Below are 22,029 nucleotides of genomic sequence, written 5' to 3'. Positions count from 1 at the left end.
GCGATCAGCGCCGCGGCCGGCGCCCGGCGGTACTGGTCGGCCGTCCGGCGGGTACGGCGCCACGCGGCACCCGGACGTCGCTGACGACGCGGACCACGCGTGCCGGCCGTCCGCCCTTCGGCGGGATGCGCACCGGTGTGGTGATCCGCACCATCCCGGGACGCGGCCGCGGCACGCGTCCCGTGCCGACGGTCCGGCTGCGGACCGGCTGACGACGTACGGTCAGGCCTCGGCCCCGCCCGCTGCTGCGGTAGCTCGGACGCCCACGACGAGAGCCGGTACGGCGCCAGGTGCTGCTACCGCGACGACCGTGGTAGCGCCGGCGGCTGCGGCCGAGCCCGCGGGCGTGCCGCCGCAATACTGCTTGCCGGACACGACCGGGCATCAAGGCCTTGGTGGTCGCGGCGCCCATGACCTGGCCGAGCTCGACCGGACCGACCGGCTCACCGGCGGCGATCCGCCGGGCGATCGTCCGGGCCGCACCATCGGCGATCCCAGGAACCAGGCGTACGGCGGGCCGCGTGCTGCGGTTGCCGTGCAGCATCCGCGTGATCGTGGCCGCGCCGCGCAACAGGTGCGGCAGCAGGCGCTCGAGCTCACGCCGGTCCGACGGGTTGATGGCGGAGTACGCCGCCGCGCCGCCGAGGGCCTCTGCCTCGGACTCGGACTCGGTGGCCGCGGCCTGCGCCGCGAGGTACTCCGCGAAGGCCTGCGAGGGTGCGAGCGGAGCGGCGGCCATCTCTTCGAACTCGGCCTCGAACTCCTCCTCGTACTCACCCTCGAGCTGCGAGGTGACGGCTCGGGCGACGGCACCCGCGGCCGGCCCGCCGATGGCGGTCGCGACCAGCGGCCCGGCCGTCTTCGCCAGGGTCTTCAGGAACGGCGCGGCCTTGCGGAAGACGCCCTTCAGCCGCTTGAAGAACTCCTCGGCCTCTTCTTCGGCCTCGAGCTCGTCCTCGGCTTCGTCCTCGTACTCACCATCACCGCCGCCCCCGCCACCGCCGCCGAGCAGTCCGCCGGCGATCTTGGCGATCGGGCCGAGCAGACCGAGGAAGGCCTCATCCTCGGTCTCCTCCTCGCCCTCCTCTTCCCACTCGTACTCTTCCTCGCCGAGCAGTCCGCCGATGGCGTTCACGACGCCGCCGAGGCCGGGGAAGAAATCCTCGTCCTCGTACTCATCCTCGAGCTCGGACTCGCCTTCGAGCTCGTCCTCCCACTCGGCTTCGTCCTCGGACTCGTACTCGTCCTCCCACTCGGATTCGTACTCGTACTCGTCCTCGAGGTCCGTGGTCTGACGCGCCATGGTGGCCCTCCTCGCTCGGCCGGGACAGCTTGCGCTTCCATGGCAGCCCGAATCCGGCCGGCGGGTCAGTCACCTCTCGGGGTGACGCACATCCACGGTCCACCGACCGTGCGACCCGAACCGAAGTACCCCATCAGAGCGACAGGGCATGGAGGAGCTGGAGTGAGAGGTGGCCGTGGTCGAAGAGCGCAGCAAGCCGAGTGTCCTGGCGACTGGCCAACGTGTACGCGGGATGCGTGCGATAGCGGGCCGAGATGAGTGCGGTCACCTCCTGCGCGCGACGCGTCCAGGAGAGGGGTACGGCGGCCGGCCGCTCGATCTGCTCGACCACGTCGAAGCCGCTCGTCTCGAGGAGGTCGATGAGCTCGGACTGCGTCGGGAAATGGTTGCCGTCGGGAGGATCGGTGATGGGGCAGTCTGCGACCACGACGAGCAGTCCGAGTGATGCCCGCGGGGCGAGCACGCGGTGGATCTCCCGCAGTACGGCGGCTTTGTCCTCGACCGTGCACAGGACGCCGAGGCACCACGCGACATCGACCGAGTCGGTCCGCAACGGGATGCGCTGACCGTCGGCCGTCAGGACGGGCAGTCCGAACAGTTTGGACGCGGCCCGGCCCGCGGCGGGCATCGGCTCCAGCAGGATCGGTCGTACGCCGAAGCGCTTGGCCGCCCAGGCCGCGGGACCGCCGCTGCCCGCGCCGACGTCGAGCAGCCGATCGCCCGCAGACAGCTCGCAGGCCTCGGCCAGCCAGGCAAGCGCCGCCGGGCTGGCGCTGCCGCGGCAGGCTGCCGGAATCGCGTGCTCGTCACCCAGATCTTCGACGGCTTCCGCCGTCCATGCGGCGACGTCGTCGAACTCGGCGACCATCGCCGCTGCGGTCACGTCACTCGACCAGCTTGCCGTCGCTCGAGACGTGCCGCATCAGCTGCCGGAACTCATCCGGGATCGGCGGGATCTGCTCGGCCCGGATGTCACCCGGCCCGGACCATACGAAGTTCACCTGCAACGAGTCGTCGAGCTCGGGGTAGTCGGAGCGGTTGTGGCAGCCGCGCGTCTCCCGCCGTACCAGGGCCGCATCGAGCGTCGCCCGGGCCGCCATCGCTGACGCCTTCAGGTCGAACGCGTGCGCGAGGTCCTGGAAGCCGGCGATGTCCGGATGGACGCCGACCTGCGTGATCCGTTCGTCGAGCTCGGCCAGCTCCGCCAGCCCGGCGTTGAGCCCGTGCTCATCGCGTACGACGCCGGCCCGGGCGGTCATGGTGTCGCGCAGGGACCGCTGCAGGGCGCGGACGTTCTCCGGCCCGTCGTTCGCCAGCAGGTCGTCGATCTCGGCCCGGGCTTCGGCGACCGCGTCGGCGGAACGCAGTTGCGCCTGCCGGCCGATCGAGTACTTCGCGGCCTCTTCGGCCACGATCCGACCGAACACCAGCAGCTCGATCAGCGAGTTGCCGCCGAGCCGGTTCGCACCGTGCAGCCCGCTGGCCGCCTCGCCGATCGCCCAGAGCCCGTCGACGCCGGTGCCGTGGTCCTCGGGCCGGACCCAGACCCCGCCCATCGAGTAGTGCGCGGTCGGGGCGATCTCGATCGGCTGCTTGGTGATGTCGAGCATCTGCAGTTCGAGCAGCGTCTGGTAGACGCGCGGGAGCCGACGCATGATCGTCTCCCGGGGGAGGTGGGACACGTCCAGCCAGACGCCGCCGTTCGGGGTACCGCGGCCTTCCTTGATCTCGGTGTACTCCGCCAACGCGACGCGGTCTCGCGTCGACAGCTCCATCCGGTCCGCGTCGTACCGGGCCATGAACCGTTCACCGAGCGCATTGCGCAGTTGACCGCCCTCGCCGCGGGCTGCTTCGGACACGAGCGTGCCGGCGGCGTTCTCGGGCTCGATCAGCCCGGACGGGTGGAACTGGACGAGCTCGGGATCGCGGAGCTTCCCGCCCGCGTTGACCGCGAGCCGGAACGCGTCGCCGGTGTTCTCGTCGCGACGGGACGACGTACGGCGCCAGATCCGGGTGTGACCGCCGGCGGCCAGGATCACCGCGTCGGCGTGGATGACATAGCGCCGCCCGGTCGTCAGGTCGAACCCGTACGCCCCGAACACGGTGTTGTCCTTGACCAGGATCGACGTCACGTAGACCGTGTCCAGGATCGGTACGCCGAGCTGCACCGCGCGGTTGATCAACGTGCGCTGGATCTCGAGCCCGGTGTAGTCGCCCGCGAACGCAGTACGGCGGTAGGTGTGGGCGCCGAAGAACCGCTGCGAGATCCGGCCGTCCGCCTCGCGTGCGAACGGCATACCCCAGCGCTCCAGGTCCTCGATCCCGCGAGCGGCGCCTCTCGCGACGATCTCGACCGTGATCGGGTTCGCGAGCAGGTAGCTCTCCTGCAAGGTGTCGGCCGCGTGCTGCTGCCAGGTGTCCTCGGGGTCCATCGTGGCCAGCGCGGCGTTGATGCCGCCGGCCGCCAGCGACGTGTGCGCGTCGGACCGCGGGCGCTTGCCGAGGGCGAGAACCTCGACGCCCTGTTCCGCCAGCTCGATCGCGGCCCGGAGGCCGGCACCACCGGTTCCGATCACCAGAACCGACGTGGCGATCTGCTGTTCGGTGATGCTCATTGGTTCTCCCTCGCGTTCGGTGCTCTCACCAATCAGGACAACGCAGGGTGCCCGGTTGTGACTGTCTCGCCGGTCACAACCCGGGTGTCTGTTCGGTCTCTTCAGAGAGTCCAAACGAGAGGGAACCCATGAGCGAGAATCCGGTCGTCGTCCTGGTCCACGGCGCCTTCGCCGAATCCGCCAGCTGGAACGGCGTCATCGAGCGCCTGCAGGCGCAGTCGATCGAGGCCGTCGCGGCCCCGAACGCGCTGCGCAGCCTGGAGGGCGACGCGCAGTACGTCCGCGACGTGATCGCCGGCATCGGCAAGCCCGTCGTGCTGGTCGGCCATTCGTACGGCGGCATGGTGATCACCGAGGCCGCGGCGAACAACGACGCGGTCAAGGCACTGGTCTACGTCTGCGCGTTCGCACCCGAGCAGGGCGAGAGTGCGTTCGCGTTGTCCGCCAAGTTCCCGGGCAGCACGCTCGGTGACGCACTGAACGCCTACCCGGTCAGCACCGGCGGCAACGACCTGGCGATCCGTCCGGACGTGTTCCACCAGCAGTTCTGCGCCGACGTACCGGCAGACGTGGCTGCGCTGATGGCCGCGACGCAGCGCCCGGCCACCGAGGCCGCGCTGACCGCCAACCTGGCGACCGACGACCCGGCCTGGAAGTCGACACCGTCGTGGTTCGTGTTCAGCGACCAGGACCTGAACATCCCGGTCGCCCTGCACCGCTTCATGGCCGAGCGGGCCGGCGCGAAGGACACCCGCGAGATCGCCGGTGCCTCGCACGCCCTGAGCGTGTCGCAGCCCGAGGCGGTCACCGCCACGATCCTGGCGGCGGTGAACGCCTGAGACCACGGACCACGTACTCGACCACGAGCCTCCAGGGCGCGTAGGGGGACTGCCGGCGGCGACGCTGGGAGTACCCCCAGCGCGAGGAGTCCTCATCATGAGTACGGGATTGGACGAGTTCCTCCAGGCACGACCGCGGCTGTTCCGGATCGCGAACCGGATCGTGGGCAACCCGCACGAAGCGGAGGAGCTCGTCCAGGACGTCTGGGTGCGCTGGCAACGGACCGATCGTACGGTCGTTGCTGACCCGCAGGCGTTCCTGTCGACCACGGTGTCACGGCTCGCGATCAACGTCGTGCAGTCGGCCCGCCGCCGGCACGAGACGGCGGTGGCCTGGCTGCCGGACGAGCGGGCGGCCGGTGGCGTCGACCCGCATCAGTACGCCGAGACGCAGGAGGCGTACGCGATCGCCGTACACGTGATGAAGGAGCGGTTGTCGCCGGCCGAGCGAGCGACGTACGTACTGCGGGAAGGGTTCGACTGCCCGTACCGCCAGATCGGCGAGACACTCCGGATCGGCGCGCCGAACGCCCGGCAACTGGTGAAGCGGGCGCGTGATCGGATGGCAGATCTGGCGGTCTGACAGCAGTTCCGGTACGCGATGGTCCTGTACCCGTATCGCGGTTCGCCCTTAGCCTCTGCTGAGGGGGTGGGAGCGATGACCACGAGCGGTAACGAGCTGGAACTGCGAGGCCGCCGGCCGGAGTGCGCGCGCCTCGACCAGGTCGTGGCCGGCGTGCGCTCCGGTTCGGGCCAGGTGCTGGTCGTTCGTGGCGAGGCCGGGGTCGGCAAGTCTGCCCTGCTCGAGTACCTGGTCAGCCGCGCCGAGGGCTGTCGTGTCGTCCGGGCATCCGGTGTCGAGTCCGAGATGGAGTTGCCGTTCGCCGGCCTGCACCAGCTGTGCCTGCCGCTGCTGGAGTTCCGCGACCGCCTGCCGGATCCACAACGGGACGCGCTGGGCGTGGCGTTCGGGTTGAGCGTCGGCGGACCGCCGGACCGGTTCCTGGTCGGTGCCGCGACGCTGAGTCTGTTGTCGGCGGCATCGGATCGGAGTCCGCTGCTGTGCGTGATCGACGATGCGCAATGGCTGGACCAGGCTTCGGGCCAGACCCTGACGTTCGTCGGGCGGCGGTTGTTCGCCGACCGGATCGGACTAGTCTTCTCGTTGCGCGAGCCGGTCACCGGACCGGAGTGGCGAGGCTTCCCCGAGCTGTCGGTGGGCGGTCTCGCTGACGAGTACGCCGGTTCGCTGCTCGACTCCGTCGTGCCCGGTCGGCTGGACGAGCACGTCCGCGGCCGGATAGTGGCCGAGACCCGCGGCAACCCGCTCGCCCTGCTGGAGCTGCCACGCGGCCTGACCGCGGCGCAGCTGGCCGGCGGTTTCGAGCGACCTGATGCCCGTCCGATCGCGAATCAGATCGAGCAGAACTTCGCCCGCCGGGTGCAGGCCCTGCCGGCGGACACCCAACGCCTGCTGCTGACCGCGGCCGCCGAGCCGGTCGGCGACGTACCGCTGCTGGTCCGCGCGCTCACGATCCTCGACGTGCCGATGGGTACGGCGGAGGCCGCGGAGACCGCCGGGTTGATCGATATCGGGGCGCGGGTCCGGTTCCGGCATCCGCTCGTCCGGTCGGCGACGTACCGCTCGGCTGATCCGGCCGATCGGCGCGCGGTCCATCAGGCCCTCGCCGAGGCGATCGACCCTGATCTCGATCCCGACCGGCGGGCCTGGCACCGGGCGCAGGGGGCCGACGGACCGGACGAGGACGTCGCCGCCGAGCTGGTCAGCTCGGCGGCCAGAGCACAACGACGAGGCGGCATGGCCGCCTCGTCCGCGTTCCTCCAGCGCGCAACGGAGCTGACCCCCGATCCAGCCACCCGCTCGATCCGCGCCCTCGCCGCGGCCCAGGTCAGCTTGGCGGCAGGTGCCTTCGAGACCGCGCTGGGCCTGCTGAGCACCGCGACACAAGGCCCGCTCAACGGCTTGCACCAGGCGCGGGTGAAGTTGGTCCGATCCCAGCTGACCTTCGCTTCCGGCCACAGCGTCGCGGCCCTGCCGTTGCTGCTCGAGGCGGCCCGTCGGCTGGAGCCGCTCGATCTCGGCCTTGCTCGCGACACGTACCTGGAGGCGATCGCGGCCGGGCAGTTCGCCGGCCGGTACGGCAGCGAGGCAGGAATCGCGTACATCAGCAGGCTCGCGCAGGCCGTGCCGCCGTCGGAGCCGCCGCGCAAGCGCGACCTGGTGTATCGCGCGGTGACGACGTTGTTCGCGGACGGCTATCCCGACGTGGTCGAGCCGGCCGGGGAGGCGATGCGCGCGTTCTCGGCGGAGAACGGGACGACCGACGCCGACGACCTGACCTGGATGTGGCTGGCTGCTCTCCTCGCCGTCAACCTCTGGGACGACGAGAACTGGGAGGTGCTCACCGCACGGCACCTGCGGATCGCCCGCGAGCTCGGCGATCTGAACCAGCTGCCGCTCGTCCTGCACCATCGGGTCATGCTCAGCCTGTTCTCCGGCGAACTGGCCGCCGCTGCGGCGCTGCTGGCCGAGGTCCGGACGATCCACGAGGCGACGGGGGTCGAGCTCGCCTCGTACGGCCAGCTCGCGCTCGCGGCCTGGCGGGGACGGCCGGATGCCGCGACGATGATCGCCGGCAGTCTGGAAGACTCGGCGGCGCGCGGCGAGGGCGGTGCGGTGTCGTTCGGGCATATGACGAAAGCCCTGCTGCGGATCGGCCAGTCGCAGTACGCGGAGGCTTTGGAGGCGGCCTTCGTCGCCACCGAGTATCCGGAGGAGCTGGGCCCGGCGAACTGGGTGCTGCCCGACCTGATCGAGGCAGCCGTCCGGGTCGGCCGGCCGGAGCGCGCGGCCGAAGGATACGAGCGTCTCCGTGAACAGGCGCTGGCGTGCGGGACGGACTGGGGTCTCGGAGTGCTGGCGCGGGCGACCGGTCTGCTGTCGACGGGCCAGGCCGCCGAGGCGGCGTACCAGGAGTCGATCGAGCGACTCGGCCGGACTCGGATGCGGATGGATCTCGCCCGGACACACCTCGTATACGGCGAATGGCTGCGGCGGGAAGGTCGTCGGCAGGATGCTCGCGGGCAGCTGCGAACGGCGTACAAGCTGTTCTCTGCGGCGGGTGCGGGAGCGTTCGCCGAGCGGGCCGGGCGGGAGCTGACCGCGACCGGCGAGGTGCTGGACGAACGTCGGGCGGACGGCAGTCCCGGCCGGGACTCGCTGACCGCACAGGAGGCACATATCGCGGAGCTGGCCGGCACGGGTCTCACGAATGCCGAGATCGGTGCGCAGATGTTCCTCAGCCAGCACACTGTGGAGTGGCATCTGCGCAAGGTCTTCGCCAAGCTGGGGATCACCTCGCGCAAACAGCTCCGCCCCTGAGCCCGTCACAATCGGGAGGCGCGGGTTGTCTTACCTGACAGAGAACTCTCTATGGATGCTATGGACGGAGATACGGTGCGCAGGATCCTGGTGGTGGGCGGCGGGTATGCCGGGTTCTACACGGCCTGGCGGCTGGAGAAGAAACTGCGGCGGGGTGAGGCCGAGGTGGTCCTGGTCGACCCGCGGCCGTACATGACGTACCAGCCGTTCCTGCCCGAGGTGGTCGCCGGTTCGGTCGAGGCCCGGCACGCGGCGGTGTCGCTGCGGCGCAACCTGAAGCGGACGAAGATCGTGTCCGGGATGGTCGTCAACATCGCGCATGCCGACCGCACGGTGACGATCCGGCCCGCGGACGGCGCCGACTTCACGATGACGTACGACGTGATCGCGGTGACCGCCGGTGCGGTGACGCGGACCTTCGACGTACCGGGTGTGGCCGATCGGGCGATCGGGATGAAGCACGTCGAGGAAGCGGTGGCGATCCGGGACCGGATGTTCACCGCGTTCGACGAGGCGGCCGGGCTGGAGCCCGGCAAGCAGCGGCGGAAGCTGCTGACGGTCACGTTCGTCGGCGGTGGGTTCTCCGGGGTCGAAGGGTTCGCGGAGCTGCTGTCGCTGGCGCGGGCGTTGCTGAAGAAGTACCCCGAGCTGACCGAGAGCGATCTCGCCTTCCACCTGGTCGAGGCGAGCGGCCGGATCCTGCCCGAGGTGAGCGACAAACCGGGCGAGTGGGTCGTGAACATGCTCGAGAAGCGCGGCGCGGTCGTGCATCTGAACACCACGATGGATTCGGCCGACGACGGACACGTGGTGCTGTCGGACGGGTCGGAGTTCGACTCGGAGCTGATCGTCTGGACGGCGGGCAACGCCGCGACCCGGCTGCTGCGCAACCACACCGACCTGCCGCACAACCAGCGCGGGATGGTCCAGGTGCGGGCGGACCTGCGGATCGGGACCGACGACGAGCTGATCGAGGACGCGTGGGCAGCCGGTGACGATGCCGCGGTTCCCGATCTCGCGTCGTCGACTCCGGGCGCGTACACGGTGCCGAACGCGCAGAACGCCGTACGGCAGGGGAAGCTGCTGGCGAAGAATCTGCTGCGGTCGTTGCGCGGGAAGGCGCCGAAGGCCTACGAGCACAACAGTCTCGGCGTGATCGCGACGCTCGGTCTCGGGTCCGGCATCTTCCAGTACAAGCGGCTCGTCATCAAGGGTCTGCTCGCCTGGCTGATGCACCGCGGGTACCACGTCCTCGCGGTCCCGACGTGGGACCGCAAGGTGCGGGTGCTGGCGATCTGGCTGGTGGCGTTCTTCTACGGTCGCGACATCGTCTCGCTGGCCTCGGTCCAGAGTCCGCGCGAGGCGTTCGAGTCCGAGGCCAAGGCGCGGGCGCTCAGCGCGAGCCGGCCGGGATGAGCAGGTCGGTCAGGCCGAACGTGTCGCCGGCGGCCGGCAGCATCGGCTGCCAGCCCGGCTCGAGGCTGAGGTAGCTGGCCGGGTCCGCGCGCAGCAGCCCGATCAGTACTTCGGCCACGATCCGCCCGCCGACCGGACCGAGCCGGTCGCCGTCGCCGAGGTACTCGGACTCCTTGAGGATGTAGAACCACAACGGCGTACCGCCAGGCCAGGTGTCTTCGGTCAGCGGCGGTACGCCGAGGAGCTTGGCCACCTCCTCGCCACTCGGCAGACCGGTCGTGTCACCCCGCAGCAGGTCCCGAACGGCCAGCGATCGGTACGCCGACTCGTCGACCGCGCCGGTGATCCGCTCCGGCAAGCCGATCAGGCTCGCGGCCAGCCGCCCGTCGAGCCGCTTCGCCCGCTGCGCCGGTGGACGGCCCGGTACGTCGAAGATCTGGGCGAGATCGAGCCGCCGATCGGCAGGCAGCGGGCCGAAGCCGACCAGATCCGGGAAGAGCGGCAGCTCGGGACCGCCCTCGACCAGGTGGTACGCGTGCCGGATCTGACCGTGCCCGTAGCGGTACGCCGCATCGGCGTACTCGAGCGGGATGAACGCGTTCATCGGCTCGGGGTTGAACCACTTGCCGCCGTCCTCGAGCACCTCGTCGACCAGTTCCGGCCCGACCAGTCGCGGCAGGAAGTCGTGCACGACGATCCACTGGTAGTGCCAGGTCAGCGCGATCCGCGCCTTGTCGAAGACGTCCTCCTCGGGCACGTCGTGCGCCCGCAGGTGATCGACGATCCGGTTGTGGGCGTGCAGCAACGCCACATGCAGACTCAAGGTGAAGATGTGTACGTCGTTGCGCGGATCCCCGATCAGCGCGATCCCCTGCGGGTTCCGCGGTACGTCGTACCCGTCGGGGCTGAGCAGGAACTTGGCCGGATCGTTCAGGTCGAACATGTACGGCGAGCCGATCGGCCCGTCGGCGTACAACATCTCGAGGTTGAGCCGCGGCGATCGCGAGTTCCGCAAGGCGTCGGTCTCGACGCCGCCCATCAGCGGCGACCGGTCCGCGGTGGTGTCGTGCGCGAGCAACTGCCCGAAGAACGGCCACCCCGCCGCCTGCTCCGCGTCGTCCCCGCCGGCGCCGAGATCCAGCGCGGCCGCGGCATCACAGATCCCGCCGTCGCTGCCGGCCCGCATCAACACGTGCGGATCCGTCCCCAGCGGCTCGAGTCTGGGAAACATCCGCCCGTACCGCGCCCCACCAGTCGGCCGGTCCACGCTGCGCGCCAAGCTCAGACAGTGGTCCCGCGTCGCCGGATGTGTAGTCATTCCCAACCTCCCGAAGATTCCGATCCACAGAGGAAGACAGCCCAAGCATGCCCCTTGTGACCGGGCGCGTCAGTTGATGCGGGTCAGACGACCGTCAGGGAGGATCCGGATGGTGGTTTTGCGGGCGCCGACCGTCAGGTCGACGAAGAACATGGCGCCGACGGTGCGGGTCTTGTAGCTGACCGTTTCGGCGGAATTGGCGGGGACGATGGCGGACAGGATGTTGGCGCTGGTCCCGTCGCGGCCGAACTTCACGACCGGCGCCGCCTCGCGGTGGAAGATGTCGGGGTAGTACCAGCCCTGCACCGGGTCCTGCTGGCCCTCGACCACCTTGATGCCGTCCTTCGGCGGCTGCTGCTGGTACGGGATCTGCAGCAGGTAGGTCTTGGACTTGTCGCCCGGCTTGGCGGCGATGGCCGTCGTGGGGGACTGGACCGTCACCTTCTGGCCAGGAGCCAGATGCCAGAGAGTCTCATAGCGTTGTGCGCCGACGACCGACTGCCCACGGTCCAGCGTGACGATCAGGTCAGGATCCTTCAGCACCAGTACGTCGCGCTTGCGGATCACGCCCGGCGCCGGGGAGTCGGCCAGCGAGTACGACTCCGCGGTCGGCGTGATCGACGCCTGGACCAGCTGCGTCTCCACCGACGTCATGTCCGCCGACGGGATCGTCATCACGTTGTGCGCCGCCGCGCTCTTCGACCACGCCTGCCACTTGTCGAGCTGGTAGCCGGAGTGCCCCGGATCGATCAGGACGTCGCGGCCGTGCGACGAGTAGGTGATCGACATGTGGTCGTCGTGACCGTGCAGCGTGCGGGCCACGCCGTACCGGATGCTGTACGTCGACTCCTGCGCGAACGGTCGCGTCTCGCCCCATCCGGTCCGGCCGAAGATGTACCCCGCGTCGTACACCGCGACGCGCTTCGGTGGCTTCGTCCCGCGTTTCCCGAGTGTGGCGACGTAGTCCAGCGCCGTCCCAGCCGCGCCGGTGGGCTTCTGCGCTACGGCGTCACCGACCTGCGCCAGCTCGCCCGTCGACTTGGTCGCGAGCGCCAGCCACTCCGACAGAGCGGCTCGTCGCTGGGAGATGACCGGGCCGGGGTTCGAGCCGCAGCGCTGCAAGACCGTGGTCGCCCGTCCCCACAACAGGTAGTTGAACATCGCGTACCCGACCGACTGCTCGTTCGTCGAGCCCTGGGTGTCGATCGCGGTGGTGATCGCCTCGGTCAGCCGGTTGACGGCGAGCGTCTTCAACTCCGGCCGCTTCAAGGTGCAGCCCACCCCGAACAGCGCGATGCTCTCGTCGGTCCCGTGGTTCGACGGTCCGCTCCAGTTCACGATCATGAACTGCGCATGGTCGACCAGCGCCTTGTCGAGCCAGGCGTACTGCGTGGGCAGCGTGCGGACGTGCATCCCGGTGAGCACGGCCTGGCGGGCGCACAGCAGCACGTTGGTGCGGTGCATCGTGGCCTCCCACGCGCCGACGTCGCCCTTCCACGAGTACGGGTTGTCCTGCACCCAGTCGTGGATGATCGCCATCGTGTGCGCCAGCACCTTGCGGTCACCGCGTTGCCCGGCCTCGATGCCCTGACCCAGCCAGCGCAGCGAATGCAGCCACATGTACCAGCTCGGCTTCTTGTACGGGTCCGAGCGCCAGTTGATGTCGCCGTTCCCGTTGCCGACCTTGTACGGCGGATCGTCGCCCCACGAGAACGTGTCGTTCATCAGCATCGACACCGGGACCTTCGCCTGGATACCGCTGTACCCGGAACACTCGTAGGTGCCGGTGTTGGCGACCGGTGTGGCCGGCGGGGGAGTGGCCGGGGTGTCGACGCCCGGCAGCGGCTCGTCGGTCGAATCCGGGATCGTGACCTTCGGGCTCGGCGTACTGGATTTCGGCTTGCTCGGGGTCGGCGAGCCGGTGGCGACGATCGGCGTACTGCGGTCGCGGGTGCCGGGCATCAGCACGAACACGGCACCGGCGAAGGCGACCCCGCAGACCAGGACGCAGGCAAGCGTCAGCGCGACGGTCGTGCTCAACCGCCTCTCGCGCTGCGGAGCCACCCAGTCCCCCTCCTGCCCGCCCTTACCCCTACAACGCTCGGACCCACCCGATTCGTTGCATCCGGCACCCTGGCCTAAGAATCGCACGCCGCGGAGGGCACGGGGATCGGCGTACGCCGGGGGAGGGCGGCGACGGCGGTGACGCATAGGCCGGCGATGCTCGCGGCTGCGGCCACGACGGTACAGGTGACGAAGCCGGTGGTGAGGTTGTGGGCGGTGCCGAGGAGCGGCCCGAACGTCGCTACGCCGATCGCCCCACCGATCTGGCGGGAGGTGTTGAAGGCGGCTGAGGCGGCGCCGTGGAGGTCGGGTTCGACCGCGGCGATGGACTGGGCGGTCATGGTCGGGACGAGCAGGCCGGAGCTGAAGCCGATCGGGACGAGGGCGAGGACCATCGGCCAGACCGCGGACGACGTACTGGCCCAGGCGAGCCCGAGTAGCGCGAGGGTGAGGACGGCTTGGCCGATGGCGAGTACGGCGGGGCGGCCGAGGCGGCGGGTGAGGGGCGCGGAACAGAGGTTGGCGATCGAGATCAGGCCGGTGAGCGGGAGGAACAGGAGGCCGGTGACGAGCGGGCTGAGTCCACGGCCCTGTTGGAGCAGCAGGCTCATCGTGAACAGCACGCCGTAGAAGGCGAAGTTGAGCAGGGTGCCCTGGGCCGCGGCAGCCGCGAACCCGCGATCGCCGTACAGCTTGAGCGGCAGCAGAGGTTTGCTGACGGAACGCTCGACGAGGACAAAGGCGACCAGCCCGGCGACGGTCAACGCGGCCGCTGCGAGTACCGCGGGATCGAGCCAGCCGCGGGTCGGCGCCTCGATCAGCGCGAACACCAGCCCGCCGATGAACGCCGTAGCCGTGCCCATCCCGGCCAGGTCCAGGCGACGAGCCCGGCGTACGACCGAGGGCATCGAGCGCAGTGCCCAGATCGCGGCGGGGATGCCGATCACGACGTTGACGGCGAAGACGGCTCGCCAGTTCGCGAGCGCGACGAGGCCGCCGCCGAGGAGTGGCCCGGCTGCCATCCCGGCGCCGCCGGCCGCGGCCCACCAGCTGACCAGCCGATGGCGGGAGTGTTCATCGGTTGCGGACGCGGTCGCCAGGACGAGCGCGCTCGGCAGCAGGAGAGCTGAGCCGGCGCCCTGGACGAGCCGGGCGAGGTTCAGCATCAGCATCGAGCCGGCCGCCGCGCAGACTGCCGAGGACGCGGTGAACACGACCAGCCCGGTCAGGAACGCTCGCTTCGCGCCGAGAGTGTCGGCGATCGCCCCGGCGCCGAGCATCAGCGCCGCGAACGACAGCGTGTAGGCGTTGAGCGACCACTCGAGCTCCGCGCGGGACGCGTGCAGGTGGGTGGCAAGCTGGGCGAGGGTGACGTTCACGATCGTGCTGTCGACGAAGACCATGAACGAGGCGATCAGGGCCAGCGCGACGACAGACCGACGGTGCTCGAAGGGCATGCCACCCACCCTACGTCGCTGTTCGACGCGCGTCGAACAATATCCAGCAGGCGGATCAGCGGCTAGCGTGCTCGCTGTGGACTTACACCTGGGTGGGAAGACGGCCGTCGTGACCGGCGCCGGGCGGGGGATCGGCCTGGCGATCACGCGCTCGCTGGTCGACGAAGGCGTGAAGGTGGTCGCGGGCTCGCGGACCATCGGCGGCGACCTCGAGTCGATGCCGGTCGAGGCCTTCGCCGTCGATCTCGGTACGGCGGACGGTCCGGGCCGGCTCGTCGACGAGGCGGTCGCGAGGGCCGGCGGGTTCGACATCCTGGTGAACAACGTCGGCAGCGTGCACCCGCGCCCGGCCGGGTTCGCCTCGGTCACCGACGACGACTGGCTCCAGACGCTCAACCTGGACCTGATGTCGGCGGTGCGTACGACGCGTGCCGCGTTGCCGGTGCTGATCGAGCGGTCCGGCGTGATCGTCACGGTCTGCTCGGTGAACGCGACGCTGCCCGACCCGCTGGTGATCGACTACAGCGCCGCCAAGGCCGCGTGCCTCAGCTTCTTCAAGTCGCTGTCGAAGGAACTCGGGCCGCAGGGCGTCCGGGTCAACACCGTCAGCCCCGGCCCGGTCGCGACCGATCTGTGGCTGGGCAAGGGCGGGGTCGCGGAGACTGTCGGCGGCGCTGTAGGTGCAGCACCGAAGGACGTCGCCGCGCAGGCTGCGAAGGACTCGGTCACCGGCCGCTTCACCCGCCCGGAGGAGGTCGCCGACCTGGTGGTGTTCCTGGCCAGCGACCGCGCCGGCAACCTCACCGGCGCCGACATCATCCTCGATGGGGGAATGACCCCGACGATCTGATCACTCCCTGAAACCAGGGTCAGGTTCGGCCACGTGGCAGGCTGCTTCGTGGTTCTCACCCAGGCGGCGGGGGAGCGGCGTCTCCACGTGACACCGGTCGATCGCCAACGGGCAGCGCCAACGGAAGCGGCAGCCCGGCGTCGGATCGATGACCTTCGGCGGCTCGCCGGTGTCACCCTCGATCCCCTCGGCGAGCGGCGCCCGCGGGTCCGGCACCGCACCGAGCAGCAGGTCCGTGTACGGGTGCTTCGGGTTCGCCAGCACCGATTCCGCCGGACCGGACTCGACGATGTGCCCGGCGTACATGATCATCAGCCGGTCCGCGACGTACCGCGCGCTCGCGATGTCGTGGGTGATGTAGAGGAACGAGACGCCTTCCGACCTGCGCAGTTCGGCCATCAGGTTCAGCAGGCCGATCCGGATCGACACGTCGAGCATCGACACCGGCTCGTCGGCCAGGATCAGCTTCGGCTTGTGCGCGAGCGCCTGGGCGAACCCGATTCGTTGCCTCTGGCCACCACTCAGCTCGTACGGGTACCGGTGCATGATGTCGCCGGCCGGCGTCAGCCCGACCGTCTCGATCACCCGCGCGGCCTCCTCCTCGCGCTGCGGCCGGCTGAACTCGGGCCGGTGCAGCTTGAGGCTGCGCAGGATGCCGTGCGACACCCGGAACGCCGGGTTCAGCGAGCTGAACGGGTCCTGGAACACCATCGGTACGTCGCCCCGGTAGGCCAGCTGGTCCTTGCGGGACTTGAACGTCGACATCGCTCGGCCCTGGTAGAAGATCTCACCACCGGTCGGCTTGTACACACCCGCGAGCAGCCGCGCGATCGTGCTCTTCCCGCTGCCGCTCTCACCGGCGAGCGCGACGATCTCCTGGTGCCCGATCGAGAAGTTCACGTCGTCGACGGCGTGCAGCATCTGCCGCGAGAACCCGCGGCCGACCTTGAAGTGCCGGGTCAGATCCTTGGCCTCGATGACCGGTGTGGCGGGCGCGTCGGTCTTGCGTGCTTCTGTGATGTCCACCGAAGTCATGACACCTCCCGGGCGATCTCGATCGACGGTGCGTGCAGTAGGCAACGAGATTGGACCGCGCCGACCTGGTAGAGCTCCGGGGCGATCTTCGGGCAGTCCTCGAACGCCTTCGGGCAGCGCGGCTGGAACCGGCAGCCCGGCGGCGGATCGGCCAGGTTGGGCGGGCTGCCGGGGATACCGGTCAGCGGCACCTTCGGGCCGCGGATCGACGGGAACGCGTCGAGCAGACCCTCGCTGTACGGGTGCTCAGGGTGGTCGAACACCGCGCGCGTCGCGCCGAACTCGACCACCTGACCGGCGTACATCACCACGAGTTTGTCGGAGAAGTGACTGACCAGCGACATGTCGTGGGTGACGAAGATGACCGCGAACCCGAGCTTGCGCTGCAGTTCCTTGATCTGCACCATCAGCGACCGCTGTGCGACCACGTCGAGCGCGGACGTCGGCTCGTCCATGATGATCAGGTCCGGTGTGAACAGCAGCGCCATCGCGATCATCGCCCGCTGCCGCATGCCGCCGCTCAACTGGTGCGGGTAGCTCTTCAGGTGGATCGGGTCGATGCCGACCAGCCGCAGTACCTCGGCCGGACGGTTGTCGTCGACCACCTCGTCGTGGGCCATGATCGTGTCGTGGAACTGCGCGCCGATGCTCTTCACCGGGTTCAGCGCGTTCATCGCGCTCTGCATCACCACGGAGAAGTCCCGCCAGCGCAGCGACGCGAGCTTCTTCTCGTTCATCGTGACCAGATTCTGCCCGAGGAACTTCACACTGCCGCCGGTGATCGCGGCCGGCGAGCTCAGCAGGTGCGCGATCGCGAACAGCAGCGTCGACTTCCCGCAGCCTGACTCGCCGACGACGCCGACGAACTCACCGGCCTGTACGTCGAGATCCACGTGGTCGACCGCGACGACCGGGTGTGCACCGGTGTCGTACTCGACGGTGAGATCACGGACCTCAAGAAGCTGATCGGGCACGTCGCCTCCGAACCGGCCGCAGCGCGGGATTGCTGATCTCGTCGAACGCATAGTTGAGCAGGGCAAAGGAAACACCGAGCAGGGCAACCGCCAGACCCGGCGACAGCGCCCACGCGGGCAGGCCGTTCACCAGGGCGCCCTGGTTCTGGGCCCAGTAGAGCATCGTGCCCCAGCTCAGCGAGTTGGGATCGCCGAGGCCGAGGAACTGCAGGCCGGCGGCGGTGAGCACGGAGTACAGCGCGGCGCCGAGGAAGTTCGCGACGATCAGCGAGGTCATCGTCGGCAGCACTTCGACCACGATGATGTACGACGACCGCTCGCCGCGGACCCGGGCCGACTCGAGGAAGTCCCGGTTCCGCAGCGACAACGCCTGCGCCCGCATCTGCCGAGCGCCGTACGACCAGCCGGTCAGGATCAGCACGATGATGATCACGGTCAGGTTGCCCTTACCGGCGTACGTCGCGAGCACGATGATCAGCGGGAACGTCGGCAGCACCAGGAAGATGTCGGTGAGCATCGACAGGCTGTCGTCGGCGAACCCGCCGAGGTACGCGGCCGAGACCCCGATCAGCACGGACAGGATCGTGGCGCCCGCACCGGCGACGACTGCGATGACGAGTGATTCGCGGGTGCTGTAGATGAGCTCGGCGTACACGTCCTGGCCGAGGCCCGTCGTACCGAGCCAGTGTTTGCCGGACGGCCCTTGCAGCGGAAGGTCGCCGATCGCGCGCGGATCGCCGTGCAGCCAGGGCACGAACAGATGCGGGAACGCGGCGAGCAGGACGAACAGGATCAGCAGACCGGCGCCGATCATCGCCTTGCGGTTGCGCATGATCGCGCGCAACAGCCCACCCCGCGGCCGGCGGGTGGAGGTGGTGGTAGTCGGCGCAGCGGCGCCGGTGACGATTGCGCTCATCGGCGTCCTCGCTGCGCTGCGGGCGCCGATGAGCGCGGGGCGCTGTGCTTGATGGTGATCTCGCTTCGCTCGTTCACGTCGGCTATCCCTTCGTCCGGGCTCGTGGGTCGAGGAGGAACACCGCGAAGTCACAGAGCAGGACGCAGATCAGCACGGCCAGCGTCACCAGCAGGAAGAGGGCCTGCAGCAACGGATAGTCGGTGCTCACGGTGGCGTTGTAGAACATGTAGCCGAGGCCGGGGTAGTTGAACACGTACTCGACCAGGATCGTGCCGGAGATGACGAAGCCGAGCGACATCGCGAAACCGGACAGGTTCGGCAGGAACGCGTTCCGGCCGGCGTAGCCGAACATGATCCGCCGGTTCGGGATGCCCTTGGCCCGCGCCATCCGGACGTAGTCCTCGGCCAGCGTCGTGATCATGTTGTTCCGCATGGTCAGGATCCAGCCGCCGACCGCGGTGATCAGGATCGTCGCGGCCGGCAGGATGCCGTGCTTGAGGACGCTCAGGATGAACTCCGCGTTGAACCCCGGCGTCAGTCCCTGGTCGTAGTTGAAGTCGTTGGGCAGGATCGCGTGGTCGCCGATCGCGAACAGCGAGATGAACAGCAGCGCGACCCAGAAGTACGGCAGCGCCGACGTGACGATGAAGACCGGCGGCACGACCCCGTCGATCAGCCCGCCTCGTCGCCAGCCGGAGATCGTGCCGATCAGCGTGCCGAGCGCGAACGCCAGGACGGTCGTGATGCCGACCAGCCCGAGCGTCCACGGCAGGGCACTGCCGATCAGCGTGGTCACCGGGACGCCGAGGCTGCTGCCGATCGACACGCCCCAGTGCCCGGTGACCATTGCCTTCAGATACTCGATGTACTGCAGCAGCAGGTTCTTGCCCGGGTCGAAGCCGAACTCGGCCAGGACGGTCTGCAACTGCTCCGGGCTCACGATGTTTCCACCCTTGCTGAACCGGTCCCGCAGCGCCTGTTCGGGGCTGCCGGGCATCATCCGCGGGATGAAGAAGTTCAGGGTCATCGCGGCCCAGAGCGTGAGCACGAAGAACCCGAGACGGCGTAGCAGGTACCTCACAAACAGCTCCTCGTGCTCACGCTGGACGTTACTTCTGGGCTACTTCCGGACTACTTCTGGGCCGACTTCGAGTACAGGTTGGCCAGCACCTGCCCGGCGTCCGGGATGTTGTACGGCGCCGGCTGGGCGTACGGGTTGTCCTGCGTCGGCCAGCCCTCGATGTCCTTGGTGTTGTACTGGTACCAGTCGACCGACTCGGTCGTCGGGATCAGCGGAACATCCTTGATCATGAACGACGAGATCTGCTTGATCAGCTTGACCTGCGTGTCCGGATCCGCGCTGGCGTACTGGTCGAACAGCTTGTCCACCTCAGGGTTGCTGTACCGCGAGTAGTTGCTGTTGGCCTGCTTGCCGATCGGCGCGGTGTTCTTCGAGTACAGCAGCTGGCGCAGCTCGTAGTACGGCGTCGGTCCGCCGGACAGGCTGGAGTAGGCCAGGTCGTAGTCACCGGTGTACAGCTTCTGGTTGTACGACTGCTGCTGCAGGTCCTGGACGCTCAGCTCGATGCCGACGGCCGCCAGGTTCTGCTTGACCACGGCCAGGGACGCGTCCCAGTCGGTGTAGCCGGTGACCGTGATGACGCTGAGCTTCAGCGGGTTGGACGCCGAGTAGCCCGCGCTCTGCAGCAGCTGCTTCGCCTTGTCGACGTTCGGCTTGTCGTAGCCGGCCGTGGTCAACGCGTCCTTGTCGAAGTACTTGTCGAACGTCGGCGTGACCACACCGGTCTGGTTCGCGGCCGGCTGGTAGCCGCTCTCACCGATCTTCGATACCTGCTCGCGGTCGATCGCGTACGCCAGTGCCTGCCGGACCGCCAGCTTGCTGGTCGCCGGGCGGGACGGGTCGTTGTTCGGCACGAGGGCCACGTTCGCGGTCGGCGGGAACCAGTAGTTGTTCTCCGGCGCCTTCGACTTGTAGAACTTGTCGATGTTCGGGATGTACTGACCGCCCCACTGCGCCTTGCCGCTGGCGAGGTCGAGGTTGGCCGGGTTGTTGTCCAGGTAGGCCGGGTACTGCACCTTCTGGATGTACGGCTTGCCCGGCTGCCAGTAGTTGGCGTTGGCGGCGTACGAGATGTTGTTCGGGGTGCAGGACTCGACCGTGTACGGGCCGGTGCCGACCGGCTTCGGGTCCGCCCAGGTGGCCGGCTTCGAGGCCGCCTCACCCGTCGACCAGATGTGCTTCGGCACGATGTCGACCTGGTTGGCGAAGTTGAAGAAGTACGGCTCGGCCGCACCCTTGAACTTCAGCGTGACCTTGTTGCCGGCCGCGGTGACGCTGGTCAGCCCGGCACCGGTCCACAGCGCGTAGATGTCCAGCGCCGGCTGCGCCTTCATCAGGTTGAACGTGTAGACCACGTCGTCCGCGCTGAACGGCTGCCCGTCGCTCCACTTCACGCCGTCGCGGATCGTGAAGACGATCGAGTCCTTCTTCGGCGACCAGGCGAAGTCGGTGGCCAGCATCGGCGTGGTGGCGCCGGCCTTCAGCACGTTGACGAAGGTCAGCGGCTCGTAGACGAAGCCGCCCGCGACTCCGTTGACCGATGGGTTGAACGGGTTGAACTGACACGGCCAGGTCTGTCCGCCGACGTTGGCGATGGTGACCGTGCCGCCCTTCTTGTACTGCCCGGTGCTGCCGCCGCTGCTCGTCGAGGACGACGGGTTGCCCGACGACGCCCCGCTCCCGATCGGCTTGTCACCGCCGCCGCATCCGGCGGTCAGTGCGCCGACCGCTATCGCGGCGACCGCGATGCGTGTGATGCCCCTCATCGTCTCTGCCTTTCGCTACTGGTAGTCCTGCTCATGCGAATGCTTCGGCACCGAGGACGACTCCTGCCGCCTCGACGCCAAGGGCGAGCGCCCCGATCAGCGGAGCGTCCGAAGGAAACCGGGCCACCGACAACTCCGGTGGGAACGGGACGGCAGCGTCGAGGGCGCGACGCAGACCGGCTTCGATCTGGTCCCAGGAACGAACCAGGCCGCCGCCGACGACGATCCGGACCGGATCGACCGCGATGGCCAGGTTGGCGAGGTGCATCGCCAGCTCCCGGACGAACTCGTCGGTGAGGACGGCGGCGTCCGGCTGGGTCCGCGCCATCGTGAAGACGTCAGCGGCCGTGACCGGCTGCCCGAGCCGGGCGGACCCGGTGGTCTCGAGTGCCTGACCGCTGACGACGTGTTCCAGGATCGTGCGCTCGTCGGTGCCGACGTACACATCGCCGGCCGAGCGCAAGTTGTAGCCGATCTCGCCGGACGCGCCGTGCGCGCCGGTGATCACGGTGCCGCCGGCAACGATCGCGATCGCGAGACCGGTGCCGAGATTCACGTACAGCCCGGGGTCGCAGTCGGCGAGCGCGCCCCAGCGCAGCTCGGCCGCCGCGGCCGCCTTCACATCGGTTGCCAACCGCACGGGTACGCCGGGGAAGCCGTCCCGCACCAGTCGCCCGAACGGGAGGTCGTCCCAGCCCGGAAAAGTAGGAGCCAGCTCGACGCGGTCGTCGTACGGGATGCCGAGCGTGGCCGCACCGACGCCGGCGAGCTCCTGGCCCGGCGCGACCTCGGCGAGCAGTTCGTGTCCTGCGGACAGGCCGCGGGCCATGGCTTCGGCAGCGCCACCAGACTCGGCACGACTGTCGATGGTCCGCGTACCCAGACGGCGTCCGGACAGGTCGCTGACCGCCAGGGCGATCTTCGTCCCGCCGAAGTCGAGTCCGAGGACGACCGGCGTTGGAACCACAGGGGTGGCACCTCCTCGTGCCGAC

17 protein-coding genes are annotated in these 22,029 nt (G+C 69.1%); 5 read left to right on the top strand and 12 right to left on the bottom strand.

What is annotated here, in order from left to right:
• Positions 1-4 precede the first annotated feature (4 nt).
• From FDA38_RS29165 to FDA38_RS29155, 3 genes are all read right to left on the bottom strand, one after another.
• Entirely contained in the window at positions 5-1,303 is a 1,299-nt protein-coding gene (locus FDA38_RS29165; RefSeq protein ID WP_137257323.1) for a hypothetical protein, read from the bottom strand.
• 133 nt (positions 1,304-1,436) lie between these two features.
• On the bottom strand, positions 1,437-2,186 hold the full coding sequence (locus FDA38_RS29160) for a class I SAM-dependent methyltransferase (RefSeq protein WP_137257322.1): 750 nt from the start codon (positions 2,184-2,186) through the stop codon (positions 1,437-1,439).
• 1 nt (position 2,187) lies between these two features.
• Entirely contained in the window at positions 2,188-3,918 is a 1,731-nt protein-coding gene (locus FDA38_RS29155) for an L-aspartate oxidase (RefSeq protein WP_137257321.1), read from the bottom strand.
• 128 nt (positions 3,919-4,046) lie between these two features.
• Here FDA38_RS29155 and FDA38_RS29150 point away from each other — a divergent pair, with 128 nt between their 5' ends.
• From FDA38_RS29150 to FDA38_RS29135, 4 genes are all read left to right on the top strand, one after another.
• Entirely contained in the window at positions 4,047-4,757 is a 711-nt protein-coding gene (locus FDA38_RS29150; RefSeq protein WP_137257320.1) for an alpha/beta fold hydrolase, read from the top strand.
• Positions 4,758-4,854: 97 nt separating this feature from the next.
• Entirely contained in the window at positions 4,855-5,340 is a 486-nt protein-coding gene (locus FDA38_RS29145; RefSeq protein WP_137257319.1) for a sigma-70 family RNA polymerase sigma factor, read from the top strand.
• A gap of 75 nt (positions 5,341-5,415) precedes the next feature.
• Entirely contained in the window at positions 5,416-8,160 is a 2,745-nt protein-coding gene (locus FDA38_RS29140; protein WP_137257318.1) for an ATP-binding protein, read from the top strand.
• A 75-nt stretch (positions 8,161-8,235) separates the two neighbouring features.
• Positions 8,236-9,576 carry an NAD(P)/FAD-dependent oxidoreductase gene (locus FDA38_RS29135; protein ID WP_137257317.1) on the top strand — a complete coding sequence of 447 codons (1,341 nt, stop codon included), beginning with the start codon at positions 8,236-8,238 and terminating at the stop codon, positions 9,574-9,576.
• Here the strand turns inward: FDA38_RS29135 and FDA38_RS29130 are convergent.
• The 3 genes from FDA38_RS29130 to FDA38_RS29120 form a co-directional block, all read right to left on the bottom strand.
• A complete protein-coding gene (locus tag FDA38_RS29130; RefSeq protein ID WP_202877889.1) occupies positions 9,554-10,894 on the bottom strand; it encodes a peroxidase family protein in 1,341 nt (446 codons plus the stop codon). The two genes, FDA38_RS29135 and FDA38_RS29130, sit on opposite strands and share 23 nt — an antisense overlap.
• Positions 10,895-10,963: 69 nt before the next feature.
• Positions 10,964-12,958: a heparinase II/III domain-containing protein gene (locus FDA38_RS29125; protein ID WP_233714984.1), complete on the bottom strand. Its 1,995-nt coding sequence runs from the start codon at positions 12,956-12,958 to the stop codon at positions 10,964-10,966.
• Between the two features lie 74 nt (positions 12,959-13,032).
• Positions 13,033-14,415, bottom strand: coding sequence for an MFS transporter (locus FDA38_RS29120; protein ID WP_137257315.1), 1,383 nt, complete (start codon positions 14,413-14,415; stop codon positions 13,033-13,035).
• 76 nt (positions 14,416-14,491) lie between these two features.
• Here FDA38_RS29120 and FDA38_RS29115 point away from each other — a divergent pair, with 76 nt between their 5' ends.
• Positions 14,492-15,265 carry an SDR family oxidoreductase gene (locus tag FDA38_RS29115; protein WP_137257314.1) on the top strand — a complete coding sequence of 258 codons (774 nt, stop codon included), beginning with the start codon at positions 14,492-14,494 and terminating at the stop codon, positions 15,263-15,265.
• Here FDA38_RS29115 and FDA38_RS29110 read toward each other — a convergent pair whose 3' ends face one another.
• The 6 genes from FDA38_RS29110 to FDA38_RS29085 form a co-directional block, all read right to left on the bottom strand.
• Positions 15,266-16,300 (bottom strand): ABC transporter ATP-binding protein, encoded by a 1,035-nt coding sequence (locus FDA38_RS29110; RefSeq protein WP_137257313.1) that lies wholly within the window; start codon positions 16,298-16,300, stop codon positions 15,266-15,268.
• Positions 16,297-17,274 (bottom strand): ABC transporter ATP-binding protein, encoded by a 978-nt coding sequence (locus FDA38_RS29105; RefSeq protein ID WP_233714983.1) that lies wholly within the window; start codon positions 17,272-17,274, stop codon positions 16,297-16,299. Before FDA38_RS29105 ends, FDA38_RS29110 begins: the two co-directional genes overlap by 4 nt.
• A complete protein-coding gene (locus FDA38_RS29100; protein ID WP_137257311.1) occupies positions 17,255-18,190 on the bottom strand; it encodes an ABC transporter permease in 936 nt (311 codons plus the stop codon). Before FDA38_RS29100 ends, FDA38_RS29105 begins: the two co-directional genes overlap by 20 nt.
• Before the next feature lie 82 nt (positions 18,191-18,272).
• A complete protein-coding gene (locus tag FDA38_RS29095) occupies positions 18,273-19,271 on the bottom strand; it encodes an ABC transporter permease (RefSeq protein ID WP_137257310.1) in 999 nt (332 codons plus the stop codon).
• Positions 19,272-19,321: 50 nt separating this feature from the next.
• Positions 19,322-21,037, bottom strand: a complete 1,716-nt coding sequence (locus tag FDA38_RS29090; protein ID WP_137257309.1) for an ABC transporter substrate-binding protein — start codon at positions 21,035-21,037, stop codon at positions 19,322-19,324.
• Positions 21,038-21,068: 31 nt separating this feature from the next.
• Positions 21,069-22,004 (bottom strand): ROK family protein, encoded by a 936-nt coding sequence (locus FDA38_RS29085; RefSeq protein ID WP_137257308.1) that lies wholly within the window; start codon positions 22,002-22,004, stop codon positions 21,069-21,071.
• Positions 22,005-22,029 lie beyond the last annotated feature (25 nt).

The sequence above is a fragment of the Kribbella jiaozuonensis genome (assembly GCF_005233875.1).
Classification (GTDB): Bacteria; Actinomycetota; Actinomycetes; order Propionibacteriales; family Kribbellaceae; genus Kribbella; species Kribbella jiaozuonensis.
Note: the sequence above shows the minus strand (reverse complement) of the source record. Positions and strands in the feature narration are given on the sequence as shown.